The organism is Mesorhizobium sp. B2-4-17, from assembly GCF_006441275.1.
Taxonomy (GTDB): domain Bacteria; phylum Pseudomonadota; class Alphaproteobacteria; order Rhizobiales; family Rhizobiaceae; genus Mesorhizobium.
Genome location: NZ_VFUX01000014.1, coordinates 54,347 through 74,789, shown reverse-complemented (window position 1 = coordinate 74,789; position 20,443 = coordinate 54,347). Strand labels below are relative to the sequence as shown.

The 20,443-nt window shown below is 64.0% G+C and carries 25 protein-coding genes; 13 read left to right on the top strand and 12 right to left on the bottom strand.

The features are described from left to right. Nucleotides 1-68: 68 nt before the first annotated feature. From leuD to leuB, 5 genes are all read left to right on the top strand, one after another. A complete protein-coding gene (gene leuD, locus FJ548_RS13230; protein ID WP_140767320.1) occupies nucleotides 69-674 on the top strand; it encodes a 3-isopropylmalate dehydratase small subunit in 606 nt (201 codons plus the stop codon). 70 nt (nucleotides 675-744) lie between these two features. Beyond that, complete coding sequence (locus FJ548_RS13225; protein ID WP_140778051.1) at nucleotides 745-1,674, top strand: hypothetical protein; 930 nt, start codon at nucleotides 745-747, stop codon at nucleotides 1,672-1,674. A gap of 297 nt (nucleotides 1,675-1,971) precedes the next feature. Continuing rightward, on the top strand, nucleotides 1,972-2,355 hold the full coding sequence (locus FJ548_RS13220) for a RidA family protein (RefSeq protein WP_140695915.1): 384 nt from the start codon (nucleotides 1,972-1,974) through the stop codon (nucleotides 2,353-2,355). 11 nt (nucleotides 2,356-2,366) lie between these two features. After that, complete coding sequence (locus FJ548_RS13215) at nucleotides 2,367-2,717, top strand: VOC family protein (protein WP_140695918.1); 351 nt, start codon at nucleotides 2,367-2,369, stop codon at nucleotides 2,715-2,717. Nucleotides 2,718-2,906: 189 nt separating this feature from the next. Then, a complete protein-coding gene (gene leuB, locus FJ548_RS13210; protein ID WP_140610236.1) occupies nucleotides 2,907-4,010 on the top strand; it encodes a 3-isopropylmalate dehydrogenase in 1,104 nt (367 codons plus the stop codon). A gap of 116 nt (nucleotides 4,011-4,126) precedes the next feature. Here leuB and FJ548_RS13205 read toward each other — a convergent pair whose 3' ends face one another. From FJ548_RS13205 to FJ548_RS13195, 3 genes are all read right to left on the bottom strand, one after another. Continuing rightward, complete coding sequence (locus FJ548_RS13205; RefSeq protein WP_140610235.1) at nucleotides 4,127-4,576, bottom strand: MarR family winged helix-turn-helix transcriptional regulator; 450 nt, start codon at nucleotides 4,574-4,576, stop codon at nucleotides 4,127-4,129. Continuing rightward, on the bottom strand, nucleotides 4,569-4,994 hold the full coding sequence (locus FJ548_RS13200; RefSeq protein WP_140778050.1) for a polyketide cyclase: 426 nt from the start codon (nucleotides 4,992-4,994) through the stop codon (nucleotides 4,569-4,571). The genes FJ548_RS13205 and FJ548_RS13200 overlap by 8 nt, the downstream gene beginning before the upstream one ends. Before the next feature lie 175 nt (nucleotides 4,995-5,169). Continuing rightward, the gene (locus FJ548_RS13195; protein ID WP_246678653.1) at nucleotides 5,170-5,541 is read right to left on the bottom strand and encodes a DUF805 domain-containing protein; all 372 of its coding nucleotides are present in this window, start codon (nucleotides 5,539-5,541) and stop codon (nucleotides 5,170-5,172) included. A gap of 46 nt (nucleotides 5,542-5,587) precedes the next feature. Here FJ548_RS13195 and FJ548_RS13190 point away from each other — a divergent pair, with 46 nt between their 5' ends. Further along, the gene (locus tag FJ548_RS13190) at nucleotides 5,588-5,851 is read left to right on the top strand and encodes a hypothetical protein (RefSeq protein WP_246678648.1); all 264 of its coding nucleotides are present in this window, start codon (nucleotides 5,588-5,590) and stop codon (nucleotides 5,849-5,851) included. Nucleotides 5,852-5,866: 15 nt separating this feature from the next. Here the strand turns inward: FJ548_RS13190 and FJ548_RS13185 are convergent, their stop codons facing one another. Continuing rightward, nucleotides 5,867-7,735, bottom strand: coding sequence for a DEAD/DEAH box helicase (locus tag FJ548_RS13185; protein WP_140778049.1), 1,869 nt, complete (start codon nucleotides 7,733-7,735; stop codon nucleotides 5,867-5,869). A 454-nt stretch (nucleotides 7,736-8,189) separates the two neighbouring features. On the opposite strand from FJ548_RS13185, the gene FJ548_RS13180 reads away from it, so the two are divergent. Both FJ548_RS13180 and FJ548_RS13175 read left to right on the top strand, forming a co-directional pair. Further along, nucleotides 8,190-9,224 carry an aspartate-semialdehyde dehydrogenase gene (locus tag FJ548_RS13180; RefSeq protein ID WP_140778048.1) on the top strand — a complete coding sequence of 345 codons (1,035 nt, stop codon included), beginning with the start codon at nucleotides 8,190-8,192 and terminating at the stop codon, nucleotides 9,222-9,224. A 178-nt stretch (nucleotides 9,225-9,402) separates the two neighbouring features. Continuing rightward, a complete protein-coding gene (locus FJ548_RS13175) occupies nucleotides 9,403-9,855 on the top strand; it encodes a GNAT family N-acetyltransferase (protein WP_140767115.1) in 453 nt (150 codons plus the stop codon). 2 nt (nucleotides 9,856-9,857) lie between these two features. Here the strand turns inward: FJ548_RS13175 and FJ548_RS13170 are convergent, their stop codons facing one another. Next, complete coding sequence (locus tag FJ548_RS13170; RefSeq protein WP_140610229.1) at nucleotides 9,858-10,265, bottom strand: ACT domain-containing protein; 408 nt, start codon at nucleotides 10,263-10,265, stop codon at nucleotides 9,858-9,860. A 180-nt stretch (nucleotides 10,266-10,445) separates the two neighbouring features. Between FJ548_RS13170 and FJ548_RS30410 the strand changes: the two genes are divergently transcribed. From FJ548_RS30410 to FJ548_RS13155, 4 genes are all read left to right on the top strand, one after another. Continuing rightward, nucleotides 10,446-10,631, top strand: a complete 186-nt coding sequence (locus FJ548_RS30410; RefSeq protein ID WP_246678646.1) for a bestrophin family ion channel — start codon at nucleotides 10,446-10,448, stop codon at nucleotides 10,629-10,631. Then, a complete protein-coding gene (locus tag FJ548_RS13165) occupies nucleotides 10,556-11,350 on the top strand; it encodes a bestrophin family ion channel (protein ID WP_348640938.1) in 795 nt (264 codons plus the stop codon). Before FJ548_RS30410 ends, FJ548_RS13165 begins: the two co-directional genes overlap by 76 nt. Before the next feature lie 110 nt (nucleotides 11,351-11,460). After that, nucleotides 11,461-11,871, top strand: a complete 411-nt coding sequence (locus FJ548_RS13160; protein WP_140778047.1) for a DoxX family protein — start codon at nucleotides 11,461-11,463, stop codon at nucleotides 11,869-11,871. A gap of 130 nt (nucleotides 11,872-12,001) precedes the next feature. After that, nucleotides 12,002-12,265 carry a YMGG-like glycine zipper-containing protein gene (locus FJ548_RS13155; protein WP_140740348.1) on the top strand — a complete coding sequence of 88 codons (264 nt, stop codon included), beginning with the start codon at nucleotides 12,002-12,004 and terminating at the stop codon, nucleotides 12,263-12,265. A 75-nt stretch (nucleotides 12,266-12,340) separates the two neighbouring features. Here the strand turns inward: FJ548_RS13155 and rpsP are convergent, their stop codons facing one another. The 6 genes from rpsP to FJ548_RS13125 all read right to left on the bottom strand — a co-directional run bounded on the left by rpsP (nucleotide 12,341) and on the right by FJ548_RS13125 (nucleotide 17,946). After that, a complete protein-coding gene (rpsP, locus tag FJ548_RS13150; RefSeq protein ID WP_140695945.1) occupies nucleotides 12,341-12,739 on the bottom strand; it encodes a 30S ribosomal protein S16 in 399 nt (132 codons plus the stop codon). 48 nt (nucleotides 12,740-12,787) lie between these two features. Beyond that, nucleotides 12,788-13,114 (bottom strand): chorismate mutase, encoded by a 327-nt coding sequence (locus FJ548_RS13145; protein ID WP_140610224.1) that lies wholly within the window; start codon nucleotides 13,112-13,114, stop codon nucleotides 12,788-12,790. A gap of 10 nt (nucleotides 13,115-13,124) precedes the next feature. Further along, nucleotides 13,125-14,714, bottom strand: coding sequence for a signal recognition particle protein (ffh, locus tag FJ548_RS13140; protein WP_140767117.1), 1,590 nt, complete (start codon nucleotides 14,712-14,714; stop codon nucleotides 13,125-13,127). Nucleotides 14,715-15,041: 327 nt separating this feature from the next. Further along, entirely contained in the window at nucleotides 15,042-16,001 is a 960-nt protein-coding gene (locus tag FJ548_RS13135; protein ID WP_140778046.1) for a type II CAAX endopeptidase family protein, read from the bottom strand. Between the two features lie 178 nt (nucleotides 16,002-16,179). Then, entirely contained in the window at nucleotides 16,180-16,785 is a 606-nt protein-coding gene (locus FJ548_RS13130) for a DUF1236 domain-containing protein (RefSeq protein ID WP_140610221.1), read from the bottom strand. Nucleotides 16,786-16,848: 63 nt separating this feature from the next. Continuing rightward, nucleotides 16,849-17,946: a putative zinc-binding metallopeptidase gene (locus tag FJ548_RS13125; RefSeq protein ID WP_140778045.1), complete on the bottom strand. Its 1,098-nt coding sequence runs from the start codon at nucleotides 17,944-17,946 to the stop codon at nucleotides 16,849-16,851. A 248-nt stretch (nucleotides 17,947-18,194) separates the two neighbouring features. Between FJ548_RS13125 and FJ548_RS13120 the strand changes: the two genes are divergently transcribed. Then, a complete protein-coding gene (locus FJ548_RS13120) occupies nucleotides 18,195-18,992 on the top strand; it encodes a lytic transglycosylase domain-containing protein (protein ID WP_140695959.1) in 798 nt (265 codons plus the stop codon). Between the two features lie 108 nt (nucleotides 18,993-19,100). Here the strand turns inward: FJ548_RS13120 and FJ548_RS13115 are convergent, their stop codons facing one another. Further along, complete coding sequence (locus FJ548_RS13115; RefSeq protein ID WP_140778044.1) at nucleotides 19,101-20,324, bottom strand: argininosuccinate synthase; 1,224 nt, start codon at nucleotides 20,322-20,324, stop codon at nucleotides 19,101-19,103. Nucleotides 20,325-20,443: the final 119 nt, after the last annotated feature.

Sequence of the window (20,443 nt, the reverse complement as noted above, 5' to 3'; positions counted from 1 at the left end):
ATTTGCCCGCGGCTTTGTGTAAACCGGGCCCCAGCAAAATCCCCGCAACGAAAACACGGGCCAAAGCCATGGAAAAATTCACCAAGCTCACCGGCGTCGCCGCTCCCATGCCGATCGTCAATGTCGACACCGACATGATCATCCCCAAGGATTATCTCAAGACGATCAAGCGCACCGGGCTTGGCACCGGCCTGTTCGCCGAAATGCGTTACAATGACGACGGTTCGGAAAACCCGGATTTCGTGCTCAACAAGCCGGCCTACCGCAAGGCGCAGATCCTCGTCGCCGGCGACAATTTCGGTTGCGGCTCGAGCCGCGAGCACGCGCCGTGGGCGCTGCTCGATTTCGGCATCCGTTGCGTCATCTCGACCTCGTTCGCCGACATCTTCTACAACAACTGCTTCAAGAACGGCGTGCTGCCGATCACCGTCAGCCCCGAGGACCTGGAGAAGCTGATGGACGACGCCTCGCGCGGCTCCAACGCCACCCTGTCGGTCGACCTCGAAGCCAAGGAAATCCGGGGTCCGGATGGCGGCGTGGTCAAGTTCGACCTCGACGAGTTCAAGCGGCACTGCATGCTCAACGGCCTCGACGACATCGGCCTGACCATGGAGAAGGCCGGCGCCATCGCCTCGTTCGAGAAGCGCAACGCCGAACAGCGCCCCTGGGCCTGAGCGGCATCGTCCGGAACGGATAGCCCGGCCTCGCAGGCCAGGTTCGCGGCGACTGAAGGGAGGGACAGTCATGACACGTTCGCTTCTTGCCGGCACTTGCGGCCTGGCGTTGTTGCTGGCGTCGGCCAGCAGCCTGTTCGCGCAAACACAGACGCCCGCCGCGCAGCCGGCGCCGGCAACGGATCAGCCGGCCGCCGGCCAGGGAACGAACGCCGCCGACGCTACCGACGACGACAAGCAGGCGCCGGTGCCGTTCGAGGGCGGCCAACTGACCATCACCCAGAAAGAACAGTATGGCGAGAAGGTGCTGGCTTTCGACGGCAAGGAGCTCGCCAGCAACTACGACGTCTTCTTCGACAAGATCGTCAAGATCGGCGATGTCAATGTCGCGTTGGTGGATGTCGGCGATGGCGGCAATCAATGCGGCCCTGCCAAGGTCATCGTCTGGAAGCCGAAAGACGGTGAAATCCAGACCACAACGGTCGAGCAGGACCAATGCGGCGCGCCGCCGGCAGCTGTCTCCGACAACGCCATCTATTTTGTTCCCTACCTGTTGCCAGGGGATGAGAAGCCGGCGCTGCAGTGGTCGCCGACATCAGGGCTGACCACATCGGGCAACCTGACCTACATGCCGGAGCCCGGCACCGACTGGAAGGATATCGACCCGTCGAAATACGACAACATCATCGACGCCTTCCACAATGAGGCCGTCTACAAGGAAGCCGAAAAGCTGCTGGGTAAGGATATGTCCGACATGGCGACTAGCCTGCTGGTCAGTGGCGGCACGGAAAAGACCGCTTCGGGCGTCTTCTACGCCAGTGGCTGCGTACCGCATGATTGCGGCGGCAATGACGGCTTCATGGCGGTCGACCCAGCCAAGCACAAGCTCTACTTCGCCCGCCGCGGCGACAATGGCCAGCCGAACGCATGGCCAGCGGTGACGACATGGCCTGCCGACGTGAAGGAAGCGCTGGACAAAGCGCTGGGCTCGCCGAATTAGATTTTCGACGTCATCCTCGGGCTTGACCCGAGGATCCATGCCGTGATCGCGATCACAGGGCGCAGCGGGGTAGAATTCTGAACGGCGGCAACGCCTTGATGTCACGGCATGGATCCTATGGTCTACGCTGCGTCGCTTCGCTCCTTGCTTCGCCACAGGATGACGATGCGGGGGATGCTCTGGCCAATCTCCGAGGTTGCATATCGCCACATGGTGACAACAGTCCGACCGGCTTGGCCCATGGCCGGCTCGGCCTCTTGCCTGCAAAATGACCTGAATAATCCTGCGGAGTCCCCCATGCGTAAACTCATCTCCACCGGTTCGCCTTTCGAAAAGACCGCCGGCTATTCGCGTGCCGTGGTGCAGGGCGACTGGTGCTTCGTCTCCGGGACGACCGGCTACGACTATGCCAGCATGACCATGCCGGAAACGGTCGAGGCGCAGACGCGCAACTGCCTGGCGACGATCGGCAAGGCGCTGAAGGACGGCGGCTTCGACATGGCTGATGTGGTGCGGGCGCATTACTACATCACCGACCAGGCGTTCGTGGACGTGGTCTTCCCCATTCTGGGCAAGACCTTCGGCGACATCAAGCCGGCGGCGACGATGATCGTCTGCCAGCTCAACAAGCCGGAAATGAAGATCGAGATCGAGGTGACGGCGCTGCGGCGAACGGCATAGGGGCCGGAGCAATGGCGGTCCGGCGCATCGTAACCAATATCGCCACAACGGATATCGCGGCGGCGAAGCGCTTCTATCATGACGTGCTCGGCCTCGATCTGCTCATGGACATGGGCTGGATCGCCACCTACGGCTCCGAGGAGCGGATGCATGTGCAGGTGAGCTTCATGGCGCAAGGCGGATCCGGCACGCCGGTGCCGGACCTGTCGATCGAGGTGGACGATGTGGACGCCGCGCTTGCCGACATGAAGAAGGCTGGTTTTGTCATCGAATACGGCCCGGCCGACGAGCCCTGGGGCGTGCGGCGTTTCTATGTGCGCGATCCATTCGGCAGGCTGGTGAATATCCTTTCGCATCGGTAGGCGGCCACGAGTTCTTGCGAAACGCCGGCGGGACAGCGCCCCCCTCTGCCCTGCCGGGCAGAGGGGGGCGAAGGATCACCGACGGTGCCCTGGTTCGCATCGCGGCGTTCTACCTGCCCGTTACGGCTTGCGCAGAGCCCGCTTGGCGTTTAGCAAAGCGCCGGTTCAAATCTTTCTGGGACGGTTTTCATGGCAACGAAGCATCTTTTCCTGCTCCCCGGCGACGGCATCGGCCCCGAGGCCATGGCCGAGGTCAAGAAACTGATCGCAGCCATGAACGAAAAGCTCGGCAGCGGCTTCGTCACCGACGAGGGCCTAGTCGGCGGCTGCGCCTACGACGCGCATGGCGCGGCGATTTCTGATGCCGACATGGAAAAGGCGATGGCAGCGGACGCCGTTCTGTTCGGCGCGGTCGGCGGGCCGAAGTGGGATGCGGTGCCTTACGAGGTGCGCCCCGAAGCCGGCCTGCTGCGGCTGCGCAAGGACATGGAGCTGTTCGCCAATCTGCGCCCCGCCATCTGCTACCCGGCGCTCGCCGCATCGTCCTCGCTCAAGCAGGAGGTGGTCGAAGGCCTCGACATCCTCATCGTGCGCGAGCTGACCGGTGGCGTCTATTTCGGCGAGCCCAAGCAGATCATCGATCTCGGCAACGGCCAGAAGCGCGGCATCGACACGCAGGTCTACGATACGTTCGAGATCGAGCGCATTTCGGGCGTCGCCTTCGAGCTGGCGCGCACCCGCAAGAACCACGTCACGTCGATGGAAAAGCGCAACGTCATGAAGTCGGGCGTGCTGTGGAACGAGGTCGTCACCCAGACCCACAAGGCGCGCTATTCCGACGTCAAGCTCGACCACATGCTGGCCGATGCCGGCGGCATGCAGCTGGTGCGCTGGCCAAAGCAGTTCGACGTCATCGTCACCGACAATCTGTTCGGCGATATGCTGTCCGACATCGCCGCCATGCTGACCGGCTCGATCGGCATGCTGCCGTCGGCCTCGCTGGGCGCGCCGGATGCCAGGACCAAGAAGCGCAAGGCGCTCTATGAGCCGGTGCACGGCTCGGCCCCCGATATCGCCGGCAAGGGCGTCGCCAACCCGATCGCCATGATCGCGTCCTTCGCCATGGGCCTGCGCTATTCCTTCGGCATGGTCGAGGAGGCCGATCGTCTCGAAGCTGCGATCGCCGCCGTGCTCGATGCCGGTCTGCGGACGAAGGACATCATGTCCGAAGGTATGACCGACGTCGGCACGGTCGAGATGGGCGAGGCCATCATCGCCAAGTTCCTGGCTTAGAGCAGTTCACCGTTTCACAGAAACGGCAATCTGCTCTAACTCCTTGTTTTGACGCAATTCCGGACGGAAAACCGTTCACACTTTTCCTGGAATTGCCCTAGCCGAAGGCTTCAGCCTCAGCGGATCTCGCCGGCCAGCCGCTGCAGCAGGCCGACGAGCCGTGCCTCGTCCACCGCTTCGAAAAAGGCCGCGTCGGCGGCCTCTACGGCGACGATAGCGCGCTGTGCCGCCGCCGCTCCGGTTGGAGTGACGCGGATCACCTTGGCGCGGGAATCCTTGGGGTCCGCCTCGCGTGCGATCAATCCCTTGGCCTCGAGCCTGGCAACGACATCCGACGTCATCTTCACTTCTGTCCCCGCCTGGGCTGCGAGTTGCACCTGGTTGGGCGGCTCGCCATCGCGGCCGAGCCACATGGCCGAGGCCAGCAGCACGAACTGGACGTGCGTCAGGTCGAGCGGCGCCAGCGCCGCCGTCATGACGCGCTGCCAGCGCATGGTGGTTCGCCAGAGCAACAATCCCGGGCTCTCCGATGGACCGCCCTTGAAGCGCGTGTCGAGTTCAGCCACGGTTCGCCAACGCCTTCGCCTCTTCAAACAGCCTGGCCATCGAGGTGTCGAAATCGCCGCTGATCTGCGGCCCGAGCTCCGGGCCGACCTCGGCGGCCGGGCCCGAGATTTCGAGCCTATGGGTCACCTGCGTGCCGCCTTCGACCGGCACCAGCGTATGCCGGAACAGCAGCGTCGAATCGCCGAACGAGGTCTGGTCGGCATAGGTGACGTTTTCCACGAGATCGACAATGGTGGATTCGAAGGTGTCCTGGCCCACCGGGGTCACCGAGACACGGGTGCCCTTGGCGAATGGCCCGTGCAGCACGAAGGTATCCGACCCTTCATAGGTCAGGCGGCCTTCATGCAATGCCTTGAGCGCGTTCCAGATAGCGCGAGCCGGTAGCGGCGAAATCGCGGTGTACTCATTGCTCCACATAATCTTGCCTCCATCCGCGTCCTGTCCGATCGATGATTCGATCTGTGCACAGGTTATCTGTGCACGGACTATAATGCAAGCGGAATCTTCAACTCCGACTCTGAACGGCGGATCAGCTATGAGTTATCCCTTGTTTCTCGGCCGAGAACCATTCTCGTCCTTTTGGGGCTGGCCTCTAAACCTCGACCCCTGCCGGCACCGGCCCCCACGTGTTTTCACCGACCTGAGAGGGCGCGAGTCCCAACACCAGCAAGGCCACCCCGCCGATGACCGGGATGAAACAGGGCAAGACAAGCCAGCCGCTCAGACCGACGTCGTGCAGACGCCGCACTGTCAGCGCAATCCATGACAGGCCGAATACCGCCATGAAGATAAGGGCGGGCAGGTATCCTATCGAGCTCTTGCCTGCATTGATGCCGAAGCCGTTGATGGCCAGATTGACGAATATCCCGAAGCCAAGAAGCGCCGCCAACACGACATTAAAGCATAGCCAAAAGGCCCAGAATTCCTTGCGACGGGCGCGTCCATCGAAATTGAAATAGTTCACGCTCACCGTGCGCCTGACGCCGACTGCTACTACAGGTTGTCCACAATTGCAACATGCACGCAAAACTGCGACTGCGCCGTCGCTGATCGAGGCGAGCGGCGGGCTGATGCCGGCGATCGATTCCAACGATCAGGCCGGCTGGTGCGCCGCGATCCGCAGGATGGCGGACGATCACGCCTGGCGATCCTCGCTGGCGGAGCGCATCGCAAAGCAGCACCGGCCGACACCGGCGTCGGCGAGTTGGGCCGCCATCAAGGCCGGCCTGAAGGAAAGCGCGTGCAGGCAGCGCGCCGACCACCAACCGCCCTGATCTGGCAGCCCTGTCCTATGAAGGGCGTTTCTTCGTCTTCTTGTGCTTCGGCGCGCCGGCATTTTCGAATTTCGGGTTGCCCGGTTTTTTCGCCCACGGCTTTGCCTCATGCGCGGCCGCCGGGCGCTGATCGGCTGAAGCCGGTGCACGCTTCTCGAATTTGCGCTTCGGTGCGCTCGGGTCGAACGGCGCCTTGCCGCGATGCGGTTTCTTGTCCGGGCTTGGCGGCTGATAGCCGGCCCGCGACAGGTCCGGCGTGCCCTCGAGCCGCTTGACCGCGATGTTGCCCTGCACTTTGCGGTCCGGACCGATCGCGGCGAGAAAGCGGTCGGCCCAGTCGGCGGCGATCTGCACGAAGGTTTCCTCCGGCTGCATCTTGATGGCGCCGATCTCGCGCTTGGAGATGCTGCCGGCGCGGCACAGCATCGGGATCAGCCAGCGCGGCTCGGCATTCTGCCGGCGACCGACCGACAGCGAAAACCAGACGCTGGCGCCGAAATCATCACGGCGGCTGGGCGCCTCGTCGCGGCGGGCGAATTTTTCGCCCGCCTGGCTGTCACGCGAAGGCGTGAACGGCGCGACATCCATGAGATCCTCGGGCGCCGAGCGGCTGGAACGGCACTGGCGCACGAAAGCGGCCGCCACCTGCTCGGCGCCGTGCCTGGCGAGAAGCGCGTCGATGAAAGCGCGCTCGTCCTCCTTCACCGGTTCGTCGAAGGCCGGATCGGCCAGGATGCGCTCGTCGTCGCGCCGCATCACGTCGTCGGCCGAGGGCGGGCTTGCCCATGTCGCCGTCAGCTTGGCGCTCTGCAGCAGCCGTTCGGTGCGCCTGCGGGCACTGTTAGGCACGATCAGCGCGCTGACGCCCTTGCGCCCGGCGCGCCCGGTTCGGCCGCTGCGGTGCAGCAGCGTTTCGGGATTGGTCGGCAGGTCGGCATGGATCACCAGTTCGAGATTGGGCAGGTCGATGCCGCGCGCCGCGACATCGGTGGCGATGCAGACTTTGGCGCGGCCGTCGCGCATCGCCTGCAGTGCGTGGCTGCGCTCGTTCTGGCTAAGCTCGCCCGAAAGCGCGACGACGGAGAAATTGCGGTTGTTGAAGCGCGCGGTGAGATGGTTGACGGCGGCGCGCGTGTTGCAGAACACCAGCGCGTTCTTGGCTTCGTAATAGCGCAGCACGTTGATGATGGCGTTCTCGCGATCGGCCTGTGCGACGTTGAGCGCCCGGTATTCGATGTCGAGGTGCTGCTTCTCCTCGCCGGCGGCCGAGATGCGCACGGCATCGCGCTGATAGCCCTGGGCGAGTGTGGCGATCGAGCGCGGCACGGTGGCCGAGAACATCAGCGTGCGGCGATCGGTGGGCGCGGCGTCGAGGATGAATTCGAGATCCTCGCGGAAGCCAAGGTCGAGCATCTCGTCGGCCTCGTCGAGCACAACGGCCTTCAATTCCGACATGTCGAGCGAATTGCGGGTGATGTGGTCGCGCAGGCGGCCAGGCGTGCCGACGACGATGTGGGCGCCGCGCTCCAGCGCCCGCCGCTCGGTGCGCATGTCCATGCCGCCGACGCAGGACGCCACCGTGGCTCCGGTCAGCGCGTAGAGCCATTCCAGTTCGCGCGTCACCTGCAGCGCCAGCTCGCGCGTCGGCGCTACTGCCAATGCCAGTGGCGCGGCGGCACCGGAAAAGCGTTCGGCGCCGTCGAGAAGCGTCGGCGCCATGGCGAGGCCGAAGGCCACGGTCTTGCCCGAGCCGGTCTGCGCCGACACCAATGCGTCGGCCTGGCCGAGCTCCAGCACCGCCTTTTGCACCGGCGTCAGCTCGGCATAGCCGCGTTCTTCCAGCGCTTGTGCCAGCGCAGGAACGATACCTTCGAAGTTGGACATCTCGTTCTTTCGGAATTCAGGGTTCCGCGCTCATCATGGAGCACATACCGGGCCTGGCGCAGTGCCAGCCAAAACAATCTTGGCCGTTCGTACTTCCTGGCGCCGCTCTTGTACAGGGCAAGAGGTACCGCGCCGCGTCGCAATTGACTCTTTACGCAAACCGCGTAAAAGCCCGCTTCGAACGGGATCGTTTTTCGATGCGCGGCCTCTCGATGGCTCCTCTTGCATTCGATACCCCCAGCCACGATGTAAACCATTGGGCCGGGCGCGTCGGCGCGTCGCCTCGTTCCAGCAAGACCCCATTCTTGGCCAGGAAAACCACCAAAACCACCACCAAAACGGTGTGATTCCCTTGGCCTAACCACCCTCTCCCGGGTTCGGCCCGGGGGACGGAACCCGCATCGGCCGGCGGGTTTTCTCCAACAAACCAAGCGGAGAGGGACAGGAGATTTCGATGAGTTTCAAGGTTGCAGTCGTCGGCGCCACGGGCAATGTGGGCCGGGAAATGCTCAACATACTGGAAGAGCGCGGCTTTCCGGTGAGCGAAGTGGTGGCGCTGGCCTCGCGGCGCAGCATGGGCACGGAAGTGTCGTTCGGCGACCGCACGCTGAAGGTCAGGCCGCTCGACCAGTATGATTTTTCCGAAACCGACATCTGCATCATGTCGGCCGGCGGCAACGTCTCCAAGGAATGGTCGCCGAAGATCGGCAAGCAGGGTTGCGTGGTCATCGATAATTCGTCGGCCTTCCGCTACGACCAGGACGTGCCGCTCATCGTGCCGGAAGTGAATCCCGACGCGATCTCGCTGTTCACGCGCAAGAACATCATCGCCAACCCGAACTGCTCGACGGCGCAGCTGGTCGTGGCGCTGAAGCCGCTGCATGATGTCGCGACCATCAAGCGCGTCGTCGTCGCCACCTACCAGTCGGTGTCAGGCGCCGGCAAGGAAGGCATGGACGAGCTGTTCACGCAAACGCGTGCCGTGTTCGTCGCCGATCAGGTGGACGTCAAGAAGTTCACCAAGCGCATCGCCTTCAACGTCATTCCGCATATCGACGTCTTCCTCGACGACGGTTTCACCAAGGAAGAGTGGAAGATGGTGGCCGAGACCAAGAAGATGCTCGATCCCAAGATCAAGCTGACGGCGACCTGCGTGCGCGTGCCGGTGTTCATCGGGCATTCGGAAGCGGTCAACATCGAATTCGAAAAGCCGATCACCGCCGACGAGGCACGCGACATCCTGCGCGATGCGCCCGGCTGCCAGGTTTTGGACAAGCGCGAGGACGGCGGCTACATCACGCCGCTCGAATCGGCCGGCGAGGACGCCACCTTCATCTCGCGCATCCGTGAGGATTCGACCGTCGACAACGGGCTGTCGATGTGGGTTGTCTCCGACAATCTGCGCAAGGGCGCGGCGCTCAACGCCGTGCAGATCGCAGAGTTGCTGATCGAGCGCGGCCTGATCCAGCCGAAGCAGAAGGCGGCCTGACGGCTGTTCAATTAGCGCTCACGGGCCGTATCGCCGCTGCCGCGGCGGGCCCTCCGCGGGGGCGCCGGACAACCGGCGGCCCGCCGTCGCGGGCTCGGCCTTCGGCCGTTGGTTTCTTCTCCCCGTCACTATACGGGGAGAAGGTGCCCGAAGGGCGGATGAGGGGCAGCGCCGACCTATGAGCGATCGCACCAAAATCACTCTGCGCCCCGCCACCGGTTCGGATGCTATCGCCATCGCCAAGGTGATGCGGGCGGCGCTCAACTCGTTCGACTGGATGCCGGTCATCCACACGCCGGCTGAGGATCTTGCCTTCATCCGCGACATCCTGCTGCCACGGCAGCAGGCGACGGTCGCCGAAGCCGGCAGCGAGATTGTCGGCTTTATTGCCGTCAGTGGCGATTGGGTGGAACAACTCTACCTCGACCCGGCCTGGACCGGGCAAGGCATAGGCAGCCGGTTGCTGATCGACGCGACCGCTACTTTGCCGGTCGTGAAACTCCATTGCTTCCAGGCCAATACCGGCGCCCGGCGTTTCTACGAGCGCCACGGGTTTCGTGCCGAAGCGTTCGGCGACGGCACGACCAACGAGGAAGGCCTGCCTGACATTCTCTGTGTTCGCAGGTGTTGATTTCAGCCTGCGCTGTCCCTGGCCAACTGGTGCAGCAACCCCAATCCCTCCTGCGCCCGGTCAGCCGGAACGAACAGGTGGTCGTGATAAAAGCCCGAGACCGGATTGACGCCCATGCCGGCCCCGGCGAGCCGCGCGGTGATGGCGGCGAGGAAGCCGACTGCTTCCAGCGATGAGTGGATGTTCAGCGTGATCATCCGGCAGCGGAATGAAGCGGCCAGCCCTGCGGCACTCGCCGCATCCTCAGTTACAATCAGCGTCGTGCCCTCGCGCTCGCGAAATATCATGACCGGATCGAGGCCTTCCGGCTGGAGAACGCCGGGCGCCAGCGTCGCGAAGACATAGGTGCCATCGAGCAATTCCGGCGTCATCGATGCCAGCAGCTTTTTCAGATCGGTCTCGCCGGTCATTTTTCTTGCCTGTACTGGGGGCGGCCCTGCAATTTCCTCAATATCCGCAACTGCCGGATGCCGATAGTCCGCACACGGCGGGCACGACATGGCGATGTCGCTGGCGGCTGAGCTTGCGCATCTGTCCGATCGCACAATAGAGGAGCTGAGGGCCGACGCCGGTCCGTGAAAGGCCCTTCGATGATCGTTCGCCCGCGCCCCACCTTCCTGCAGCTGTTCTTCGTCATGCGCGGCTCCGTGGTGCCGCGCATCCTGCCGCAGATCCTTGGCTTCGCGCTTTATTCGGGGTCATCCTTGTCGTCGCGCGCCAGTTCCATCTCGATCTCGGCGTCTTCAGCATCGCGCCTTTCGGGCTGGTGGGCGTGACCTTGTCGATCTACCTTTCGTTCCGCAACAACGCCGCCTATGACCGGTGGTGGGAGGCGCGCAAGCTGTGGGGCGCGCTGGTCTTCGAAATCCGCAATCTGGCCCGCGCCACCACCAGCCTCATTCCCGACCGGGCCGAGCAGCGCGCGCTGCTGATGGAGGCGCTGGCCTTCTGTCATTTCCTGCGCGGGCAATTACGCAAGATCGACAGCGTGAAGGACGCCGGCGCCTTCATCGATGCCGAGGCGGAGCGGGCCGCAAACTTTGCCAATCCGGCGGACGAGATGGTCAGGCGCATGGGCTGGCGCGCCAATGCCCAACGCCGGGGCGGTGAACTCGACGCGATCGGCTTCCGCATCCTGGACGAGAGGCTGGCATCGATTACCGCCATCCAGGCCGGCTGCGAGCGGATCGCCGGCACGCCCTTGCCCTTCGCCTATACGCTGCTTGTGCATCGCACGGCCTACATCGTCTGCCTGCTTCTGCCCATCGGCCTGATCTCGACCACCGGCTGGGCAACGCCGCTGTTCACGGCGCTGATCGCCTACACCTTCTTCGGTCTCGACGGGCTTTCGGAAGAGATCGAGGATCCTTTCGGCACCGAGGCCAACGACCTCGCCCTCGACGGCCTGTGCCGCGTCTGCGAAATCTCGGTGTTCGAGGCGCTTGGCGAGACGCCGCCGAAGATGATCCCGGCTGAGAAGTTCTATTTTTCCTAGATCCGGCAGAGGACGGATCAAAAGAATCCAGACCCCCTGTAGGATTGCCGCTCTACCCCGCGTCCTTGGTTCGACCATCAAAAGGGACCCGAACCACCGGAGGAAGACCAATGAGCATTTCCGAAACCGCGCCTGTCTCCTCGGGCGCCCTGTGGACCGGCCGCGTGCTCAGCGGCGTCATCGTCCTGTTCATGATCTTCGACGGCGCCATCAAGCTGCCGCCGCTCGATATCGTCACACAGACGATGTCCGAGCTCGGCTGGCCCGCTGACGCCAATGTCGCGCGCGTGCTCGGCGTCATAGGGCTGGTCTCGACCGTGCTCTACGCGCTGCCACGCACATCGGTGCTCGGCGCGATCCTGCTCACCGGCTATATGGGCGGCGCCATCGCCACGCATGTGCGCATCGGCAGCCCGCTGTTCTCACACACGCTGTTCGGCGTCTATCTCGGCATCATCCTGTGGGGCGGCCTCTATCTGCGCGATCCCCGGGTCCGCGCGCTGATCCCGCTCAGCCGATAGTCGAGAGAGAGAATGTTCAGCGCCATCCAGCGGGCACTGTAGCGATCTTCATTCTTCCCGGATCAAATTAGCCGTCTGAGAGTTAAGGACTCGGCGGCGAGACGGCGACCCGCGTGTGAGAGGAGCTAAAATGAAGAAGATATTGACTGTTCTGGTGTTGGCGACGGCGCTCGGTGCATGTTCGCAGACGGAAAAAGGCGCGGCCGTGGGCGGCCTTGGCGGTGCCGCGGTTGGCGCGGCTGTCGCGGGCGATCCGGTCCAGGGCGCGGTGGTCGGTGGCGCCGTCGGCGCCGTGGCGGGCGCCCTGATCGGCCATGCCAGCGAAAGCGGCCAGTGCCGGTACCGCGATCGCCATGGGCGGGTCTACATCGACCGCTGCCCAAGCGGCTATTGAGCGCTCTTGGACCGCAGACAGCAAAACGGCGGGCATAGGCCCGCCGTTCTGGTATCCGCAAGGGATGGGAAGCGATTACTCCGCCGTGGCGGCTTCTTCCGCCGGCGCGGCGGCTGCGGCCGCAACGGCAGCAGCGGCGTCGTCCTGCGCCTTCTTCAGAAGTGCCGCGCGTTCCTGGGCCTTCTTGCCCGGCTCGGCCTTCTTCGGGTTGGAGCGGGCGTCGCGCTTGGCAAGGCCGGCCTCGTCGAGGAAGCGCAGCACGCGGTCGGTCGGCTGGGCGCCGTGCGACAGCCAGTGCTTGACCCGGTCGGCGTCAACCTTGACGCGCTCGCCGTCCTTCGGCAGCAGCGGGTTCCAGGAGCCGAGCGACTCGATGAAACGGCCGTCGCGCGGCGAACGGGCGTCGGCGACGACGACGTGGTAGTAAGGACGCTTCTTCGAGCCCGCACGGGCCAGTCTGATCTTCAGTGCCATTTCTTTTCTCCTAAAAGCTCTGATTTCGTTGATGAGTTTGGGTTGATCTCAACCCGTTTTCGTCACGCCGTTGGCAGCGGCGATCTGTTCGTGGTGCCGGATCACTTCGCGGACGACGAAGTTGAGGAATTTCTCGGCGAAATCCGGATCGAGATGCGCGTCCTTGGCCAGCTGGCGCAGACGGGCGATCTGCTGCTGCTCGCGTGCCGGATCGGCCGGCGGCAGGCCATGCTCGGCCTTCAGGACGCCGACCGCCTTGGTGCAGCGGAAGCGCTCGGCCAGCATATGGATGAGCGCGGCATCGATGTTGTCGATCGAGGCGCGGTAGCCGGCCAGGACAATGCGGGCGTCCGCCATGTCTTTTTCCTCGTTCACAGCGCGCCCCTCACTTCTTCTTGCCAAGGCCCGGCAGCCCGCCGCCGAGGCCCGGAAGCTTCATGCCGCCAGGCAGGCCGGGGAGGCCGCCGCCGGGAAGGCCGCCAGGCAAGCCCTTCATGCCGCCGAGGCCGGCGGCCTGCGCCTGCTTCTGCAACGCTTCGAGCTGCTTGGGATCCATCTTCGACAGGTCGGGCATGCCGCCCATTCCACCGGGCATCATGCCGCCCCCCAAACCACCAAGTCCCATCTTGGAGGCAAGACCGCCCATCATGCCGCGCATCAGGCCGCCGCCTTTGCCCTTGCCGCCCATCGCCTTCATCATGTCGGCCATGCCGCGATGCATCTTCAGGAGCTTGTTGATCTCGGCCGCGTCGGTGCCGGAGCCGGCCGCGATGCGCTTCTTGCGCGAGTGCTTGAGAATATCGGGGTTGGCGCGCTCGGCCTTGGTCATCGAGGAGATGATGGCGAGCTGACGGCCGAACATCTTGTCGTCGAGGCCGGCGGCGGCCATCTGGTCCTTCATCTTGCCCATGCCGGGCATCATACCCATGATGCCGCCCATGCCGCCCATCTTGGACATCTGCTGAAGCTGCTGGGCCAGATCGTTCAGGTCGAACTTGCCCGACTGCATCTTCCTGGCCATCGCCGCCGCCTGCTCGGCGTCGATGTTTTCGGCGGCCTTCTCGACGAGGCTGACGATGTCGCCCATGCCCAGGATGCGGTCGGCGATGCGCTTGGGGTGGAATTCCTCCAGCCCGTCCATCTTCTCGCCGGTGCCGATCAGCTTGATCGGCTTGCCGGTGACGGCGCGCATCGAAAGGGCCGCACCGCCACGGCCGTCGCCGTCCATGCGGGTCAGCACCAGGCCGGTGATGCCGACGCGCTCGTCGAAGCTCTTCGCCAGGTTGACGGCGTCCTGGCCGGTCAGCGAGTCCGCGACCAACAGGATTTCGTGCGGGTTCGACACCTTCTTGATGTCGGCCATCTCGACCATCAGCGGCTCGTCGATATGGGTGCGGCCGGCAGTGTCGAGGATGACGACGTCATGGCCGCCGAGCTTGGCCGCCTGCACGGCGCGCCTGGCGATGTCGACCGGGTTCTGGCCTGATATGATCGGCAGCGTCGCAACCTTGACCTGCTCGCCGAGCTGGCGCAGCTGCTCCTGCGCGGCGGGACGCCGCGTGTCGAGCGAGGCCATCAGGACCTTCTTGTTCTGACGCTCGGTCAGCCGCTTGGCGATCTTGGCCGAAGTGGTGGTCTTGCCGGAGCCCTGCAGGCCGACCATCATCACGACGACGGGGGCGGGCGCATTGAGATCGATGGCGACGCCCTCGGCGCCGAGCATGTCGACCAGCTCGTCATGGACGATCTTGACGACCATCTGGCCGGGCTTGATCGACTTCAGCACCGCGGCGCCGACGGCCTTTTCGCGCACCTTGTCGGTGAAGGAACGCACCACTTCCAGCGCGACGTCGGCCTCGAGCAGCGCACGGCGCACCTCGCGCAGTGCCGCCGAGACATCAGCCTCCGACAGCGCGCCGCGGCCGGTGAGGCCGTTCAGGATGGAGCCAAGGCGCTCCTGCAGCGATTCAAACATTCTTTGTCCTTTTCCCTGACACCCGGATGGTGCCCGAGAGGTAGTGCGTTCGCGCCCCGTCTCCAAGCAAAACCCAGTCCAAGCAAAAGCAAAAGCCCAAAACCAAAAAGCACCCGGGGGCGCACAGCGCTGCCGGGTGTTGGCCTCCAGGATCGATTTACGGCACTTGGCCTCCTAAGAGGCTTCGGCGTCCTGGTCGGCTTGCTCGGAGGGATACTCGTCGCGGAATTCGAGGCGTGTAGACAGGAAATCGGCGCAAGAGTCAAGGCAAGGGCCAGGCAGCAAGGCGTATGGCGGCCCTGCGAGATGATTTTCATCGTGCCCGTGTCAGCTGGCTGGCTCGGCTGTGTCAGCCGCAACCTTGAGCAGCGAGCGGGGATGAAGCAGCAAGACAATCGTCAGCAGGCTGCTGACGATGCCGATCATGGCGATGAGTACCGCGTCCGTCGTTGTCCAGCCCGGCCCTTCGAGCGGCGTGGCGGTGAACAGGGCGAAGGAATTGTAGCTCGCCTGATGCGAGATCAGCAGGAAGCCGGTCAGATTGTTGCCGAGATGGGCGCCAAGCGCAGCACCCAGATTGCCGGTGGCATAGACCACGAGCGTCAGAAGGAGGGCAAAAGCGGCGATCGAGGCCAGCAGGCAGGCGTTGATGGCGGCGGATGAATTGGTGCTCCAGTGCAGCGCGGTGAACAGCAGTCCCGGCAGCAGTGCCCAGATGAACGGACTCCTGAAGCGATAGGCCAGGCCGCGCAGCAGGTAGCCGCGAAACAGCACCTCTTCCGACGATATCTGCAGCAAGGTGAGCGCGACGATCGGAATCAGGAACAGCAACCAGGACGGCAGGCTGATCGTGCCACGCGCGATGCCGGGCTCCAGGAGGTAGAGCAGGATTTCGGATATAAGCGAGGTGATCAGCACCGCGACCAGCCCCTTGAGGAAATCCGGCCGGCAAACACGCCGGCTGTTGCCAAGAAGTGCCGACAAGGGCTCGCCATGGACCCAGCGCATGGCAATCCATAGGCCGATCCAGATTCCGGCGAAGGAGCCAAGCGCGCTGAGGATGCCGATGGGCGAGGCGAGGAAACCCTGCATCCCGCCGGCAGGCGCGGCCCCGCCCTTCGAAGCCTGCCAGGTGAACAAGGCATAGGTCCCGCCAAACAGCACGATCGCGGTGGATACCACCCAGAACAGGACGACGATCCCTGTCCCGAAAAACAGCCGCCACAAGGTGGTTTTGTGGTTTGGCGAATGCCGGTAACGGTCGAAGGCGGCAGGGTCAGATATCACGACGGTTCCTTTGCCGAATCCACCACCTGCTGACTAGCCGATGGGCCTAAAGATCGGAATCGATTTCGCAAAGGAGCGGCGCGCGCCTGCACTTCCGATCCAAGCGCGCGCCAGAAACATCGACTGGCCCTGCATGCTCAAGCGGCGGTGCTGTCGCGGCCGCTTGAGAAAGCCTATGTCAACGCATCACGTACATGACGCGCCGTGTCTGCGGATCGATCAGCGCCGGCTGACCGTTCACATAGACATAGCGGTAGTTGTAATCCGGAATTGGGCGCAGTTCGATGGTGTCGGGCAAGATCGCGCCGGTCACCACCTCGCCGTCGAGATAGACCGGGTCGAGGCGGTGGCTGTCGACATAGGTCCGGACCTCGGCTGGAGGCGCAGGAAAGTCGCCCACGACCGGGTCGCTGGAGATGATCGCGCCGGTATAATCATTCGAGTAGTTGCCGATGTCTTCCGGCGGCGAGACGATCGCGACGCTGGAACCGTGCGGCCGCTGCGTCAGCACCACCCGGCTGCCGCCGAAATCGGCCGTCACATAGTCGGAATAGACCCAGCCCTGGCCGCCCGCTTCGGCAATGGTGCACCATTTGCTGTTCTCGATGCAGCCATTGAGCGTTGCCGACTGGCCAGCGGCGAGCACGCCGATGACTGGATATTGCGGGCCGGGGCCGGCGCGCACGTTGAGATCGGTGACGGCCGAGACGGCTGTGTCGGCAAGCGCGGCACCCGACATCACGGCCAACATCCCGGCGACCGCGGGCAACAACAGGGATTTCATGGGTTCTCTCCGTTTTCATGGTCCCTCGGCGGTGAAAACGGCGCAGCGGCGCATGCGTTCCGACTAAAGCGCCGTTGCCAACTCACGATTTGTTCCGACGTCTTTCGGCAAACCGGTCAGAAGGTCGTGAACGAAGGCCAGTTTTCGAGCCGTGACGTCCGAAATGACGAAGGGGTAGAGATCCGGCAGACCCATGCAGCGGTTGATCGAATTGGAGGCTTCCGACAGCACCAGCCAGCGGGCGAGGACCTTGTCGAAAGGCTCGGGTCTGTTCGCAGGCTCGGAAGGGGCTGCCTGCAGCCGGCCGCCAGTGTCGCCCCGCGGCAAGTCGTTGGCCTCCACGGTCTCCAGCCGCCCAAGCGGGAAGTTCAGCGCATGGACCATCTCCAGCGTGTCGGTGATGTGCAGATGGTGGGCCCATGTCTCCGCCCAGTCCTCCCACGGATGCGAGGTCGCATAGGCCGAGATGTGGTCTTGCTGCCAGTCGGGCGCGGCACCATTGGCGTAGTAAGTCTTCAGCGCCTGTTCGTAGTCGGCGCGCTCGTCGCCGAACAAGGCGCGGAAGGCTTCCAGCCTTTGCGGATCGTCGCGGATCAGGCGATCCCAGTAGTAATGGCCGAGTTCGTGCCGGAAATGGCCGAGCAGCGTGCGGTAATTCTCGCCCATCTCGACGCGACGCTTTTCGCGCTCGGCCGAATCGGCCTCGGCCACGTTGAGCGTGATCAGGCCATTGTCGTGGCCGGTCAGGATGCGTTCGCCGCCGGGGCCGCCGCCGATCGGCTCGGCAAGGAAGTCGAAAGCCAGGCCCACCTCGTCGGCGGGCGCATGCTTGGGCGCGACCGGCAGGCCGAAGGCGAGCAGCGAATAGACGGCACGCTTCTTCGCCGCCTCGACCCGGATCCAGCGGCGGCGGTTGCCGTCGACGGAGAGATCGGGGATCAACTGGTTCAGCGCGCAGGCACGGCAGAAAACCCGGCCCGGCTCGGCCATCCAGTTGCAGGCGCATTCATCGGCATTGGTGCATTGGATGATGCCGTCGACGCCGGACAGGACAAAGCGCGCATATTCGGGGTCGTAGAGCACGCTGCTGGAGCAGTTCAGGCACTGGGCGTTCTCGAAATACAGGCGGTGGCCGCATTGCGGGCAGTCGAAGAGTTTCATATCGGTCTCGGCGTGCGGGGAGGTGTCGCTTCGAAAACGCGGGCCTTCAAACGTCGTTCCGTACGGTGACGCCAATCAGCAACACGGCAGGTGGATCAGCCGGCTCTCGGCCGCGTTCGCCACAATAATTACTTGATCGTAGGTAAATTCCCCGGCATTCGCCAGCACGGCGCCGCGGACGGTGACAAATGTGCGTTTCGCTGGCAAATTCGCAACTGGGACGTGAATCAGGCAACCAGGAGAACAATATGGCGTTTCTTGCCAAGGGTAGGATTTTAGCCGCCGCGGTGGTGGCTGTGCTTGGGCTTGCGACGACCGCGCAAGCGGCGCCAAGCTGTGGCAAGAACGGCGCCGGCTTCGATGCCTGGAAACAGGATTTTGCCGCGGAGGCCAAGGCTGAAGGTGTAGGCTCGAGGGGTCTGGCGGCTCTTGCTGGCGCGACCTACGCGACAAGGACGATCGCCGCCGACCGCGCCATCCATAAGGCTTTCAGCGGCTCGGTGGACGATTTCATGAAGCGCCGTGGCGGGGCGGCGATCATTTCCAAGGGCCGTGCGCTGAAGAAGTCGAACGCGGCGCTGTTCGACCAGATCGAGCGGAACTATGGCGTATCGCCGGGTGTGCTGCTCGCCATCTGGGGCATGGAGACCGGCTTCGGTGCCTCCATGGGCAACCAGAACACGATCTCGGCCATTTTGACGCTGACCTATGATTGCCGCCGTCCGGACTACTTTCACCCGCATGCCATTGCGGCCTTGAAACTGGTTGATCGCGGAACGTTGACCGCCTCGTCGGTCGGCGCCATGCATGGCGAGATCGGCCACACACAGTTCCTGCCCGGGAATGTCCTGAAATATGGCGTGGGGAGCGGAAACCTCCGCGACAAGGCCACTGCGCTGGCTTCCACCGCCAACTTCCTCAAGGGGCATGGCTGGCAGGCCGGCGCGAGCGCGGAGGCGAACATGGGCGCAATTGCCGGCTGGAATTCCGCGAGCGTCTATCAGCAGGCCATTGCCCGGATCGCGACCGCGATCGACGCCGACTGACGTGATCGCTCGTTCGCAGCAAGTGCCCGGCCATGCGCCGGGCTTTTGTTTGGTCGTAAGGAAAGCCGACGCCGGCGTCGCCTTTCTATTTCCGGTCGAGCCCGGATATCAGCAGTTGCGATTGCGCGCCGCCAACGTGCGCAGCCTGAGCGCGTTGAGGCGGATGAAGCCGGCGGCGTCCTTCTGGTCATAGGCGCCGCGGTCATCCTCGAAGGTGACCAGCGCATCCGAATAGAGCGTCTTCTTCGACTTGCGGCCGGTGACCATGACATTGCCCTTGTAGAGATTCAGCCGCACCGTGCCTTCGACATCTTCCTGGCTCTTGTCGATCATCGCCTGCAGCATCAGCCGCTCGGGCGCGAACCAGAAGCCGTTGTAGATGAGTTCCGCGTAGCGCGGCATGAACTCGTCCTTGAGGTGCGCGGCACCGCGGTCGAGCGTGATCGATTCGATGGCGCGGTGGGCCGCGATCAGGATGGTGCCGCCGGGCGTCTCGTAGACGCCGCGCGACTTCATGCCGACGAAGCGGTTCTCGACCAGGTCGAGCCGGCCGATGCCATTGTCGCGGCCGAGATCGTTGAGCGCCGCCAGCATGGTTGCCGGCGACAGCTTCTTGCCGTCGAGCGCGATCGGATCGCCCTTCAGGAATTCGATCTCGATCTCGGTGACCTTGTCCGGCGCATCCATCGGCGAAACGGTGCGCTGGTGGACGAATTCCGGCGGCTCGCTCCACGGGTCTTCCAGCACCTTGCCCTCGGAAGAGGAATGCAGGAGGTTGGCGTCGACCGAGAACGGCGCGTCGCCCTTCTTGTCCTTCGGCACCGGAATCTGGTGCTGCTCGGCGAAATTGATCAGGTCGGTGCGCGACTTGAACGACCAGTCGCGCCAGGGGGCGATGACCTTGATGTCGGGGTTCAGCGCGTAAGCCGACAATTCGAACCGGACCTGGTCGTTGCCCTTGCCGGTGGCGCCGTGCGCGATGGCGTCGGCGCCGGTTTCCCTGGCGATCTCGACAAGATGCTTGGAGATCAGCGGCCGCGCGATCGAGGTGCCGAGCAGGTAGGTGCCTTCATAGACGGCGTTGGCGCGGAACATCGGGAAGACGAAGTCGGAGACGAATTCCTCGCGCACATCGACGACGCGGATATCCTTGATGCCCATCATTTCGGCTTTGCGGCGCGCCGGCTCCAATTCGCCGCCCTGACCGAGATCGGCGGTGAAGGTGACGACCTCCGCGCCGAGTTCGGTCTGCAGCCATTTCAGGATGATGGAGGTGTCGAGGCCGCCGGAATAGGCGAGCACGACTTTCTTGACGTCTTTGGCCTTGGACATTTCTGCTCCGTGGGATGGCGGACGCCCTGAGCGGGCATCACGGATGGTCGGAGCGCCTTTTAGCAGGAACGGCAAAGCGAGCAAGCAGGCGCGGCGCCAGACTGCCGATCCAGCGTATA

What these genes read in the sequence shown, in the direction of transcription:
- FJ548_RS13125 (WP_140778045.1), bottom strand. Translation starts at nt 17,946, where the DNA reads ATGAAACTCTTCGACTGCCCGCAATGCGGCCACCGCCTGTATTTCGAG.
- FJ548_RS13130 (WP_140610221.1), bottom strand. Translation starts at nt 16,785, where the DNA reads ATGAAATCCCTGTTGTTGCCCGCGGTCGCCGGGATGTTGGCCGTGATG.
- FJ548_RS13220 (WP_140695915.1), top strand. Translation starts at nt 1,972, where the DNA reads ATGCGTAAACTCATCTCCACCGGTTCGCCTTTCGAAAAGACCGCCGGC.
- FJ548_RS13170 (WP_140610229.1), bottom strand. Translation starts at nt 10,265, where the DNA reads ATGACCGGCGAGACCGATCTGAAAAAGCTGCTGGCATCGATGACGCCG.
- FJ548_RS13155 (WP_140740348.1), top strand. Translation starts at nt 12,002, where the DNA reads ATGAAGAAGATATTGACTGTTCTGGTGTTGGCGACGGCGCTCGGTGCA.
- FJ548_RS13185 (WP_140778049.1), bottom strand. Translation starts at nt 7,735, where the DNA reads ATGTCCAACTTCGAAGGTATCGTTCCTGCGCTGGCACAAGCGCTGGAA.
- FJ548_RS30410 (WP_246678646.1), top strand. Translation starts at nt 10,446, where the DNA reads ATGATCGTTCGCCCGCGCCCCACCTTCCTGCAGCTGTTCTTCGTCATG.
- FJ548_RS13225 (WP_140778051.1), top strand. Translation starts at nt 745, where the DNA reads ATGACACGTTCGCTTCTTGCCGGCACTTGCGGCCTGGCGTTGTTGCTG.
- FJ548_RS13215 (WP_140695918.1), top strand. Translation starts at nt 2,367, where the DNA reads ATGGCGGTCCGGCGCATCGTAACCAATATCGCCACAACGGATATCGCG.
- FJ548_RS13115 (WP_140778044.1), bottom strand. Translation starts at nt 20,324, where the DNA reads ATGTCCAAGGCCAAAGACGTCAAGAAAGTCGTGCTCGCCTATTCCGGC.
- ffh (WP_140767117.1), bottom strand. Translation starts at nt 14,714, where the DNA reads ATGTTTGAATCGCTGCAGGAGCGCCTTGGCTCCATCCTGAACGGCCTC.
- FJ548_RS13175 (WP_140767115.1), top strand. Translation starts at nt 9,403, where the DNA reads ATGAGCGATCGCACCAAAATCACTCTGCGCCCCGCCACCGGTTCGGAT.
- leuB (WP_140610236.1), top strand. Translation starts at nt 2,907, where the DNA reads ATGGCAACGAAGCATCTTTTCCTGCTCCCCGGCGACGGCATCGGCCCC.
- leuD (WP_140767320.1), top strand. Translation starts at nt 69, where the DNA reads ATGGAAAAATTCACCAAGCTCACCGGCGTCGCCGCTCCCATGCCGATC.
- FJ548_RS13120 (WP_140695959.1), top strand. Translation starts at nt 18,195, where the DNA reads ATGGCGTTTCTTGCCAAGGGTAGGATTTTAGCCGCCGCGGTGGTGGCT.
- rpsP (WP_140695945.1), bottom strand. Translation starts at nt 12,739, where the DNA reads ATGGCACTGAAGATCAGACTGGCCCGTGCGGGCTCGAAGAAGCGTCCT.
- FJ548_RS13160 (WP_140778047.1), top strand. Translation starts at nt 11,461, where the DNA reads ATGAGCATTTCCGAAACCGCGCCTGTCTCCTCGGGCGCCCTGTGGACC.
- FJ548_RS13180 (WP_140778048.1), top strand. Translation starts at nt 8,190, where the DNA reads ATGAGTTTCAAGGTTGCAGTCGTCGGCGCCACGGGCAATGTGGGCCGG.
- FJ548_RS13200 (WP_140778050.1), bottom strand. Translation starts at nt 4,994, where the DNA reads ATGTGGAGCAATGAGTACACCGCGATTTCGCCGCTACCGGCTCGCGCT.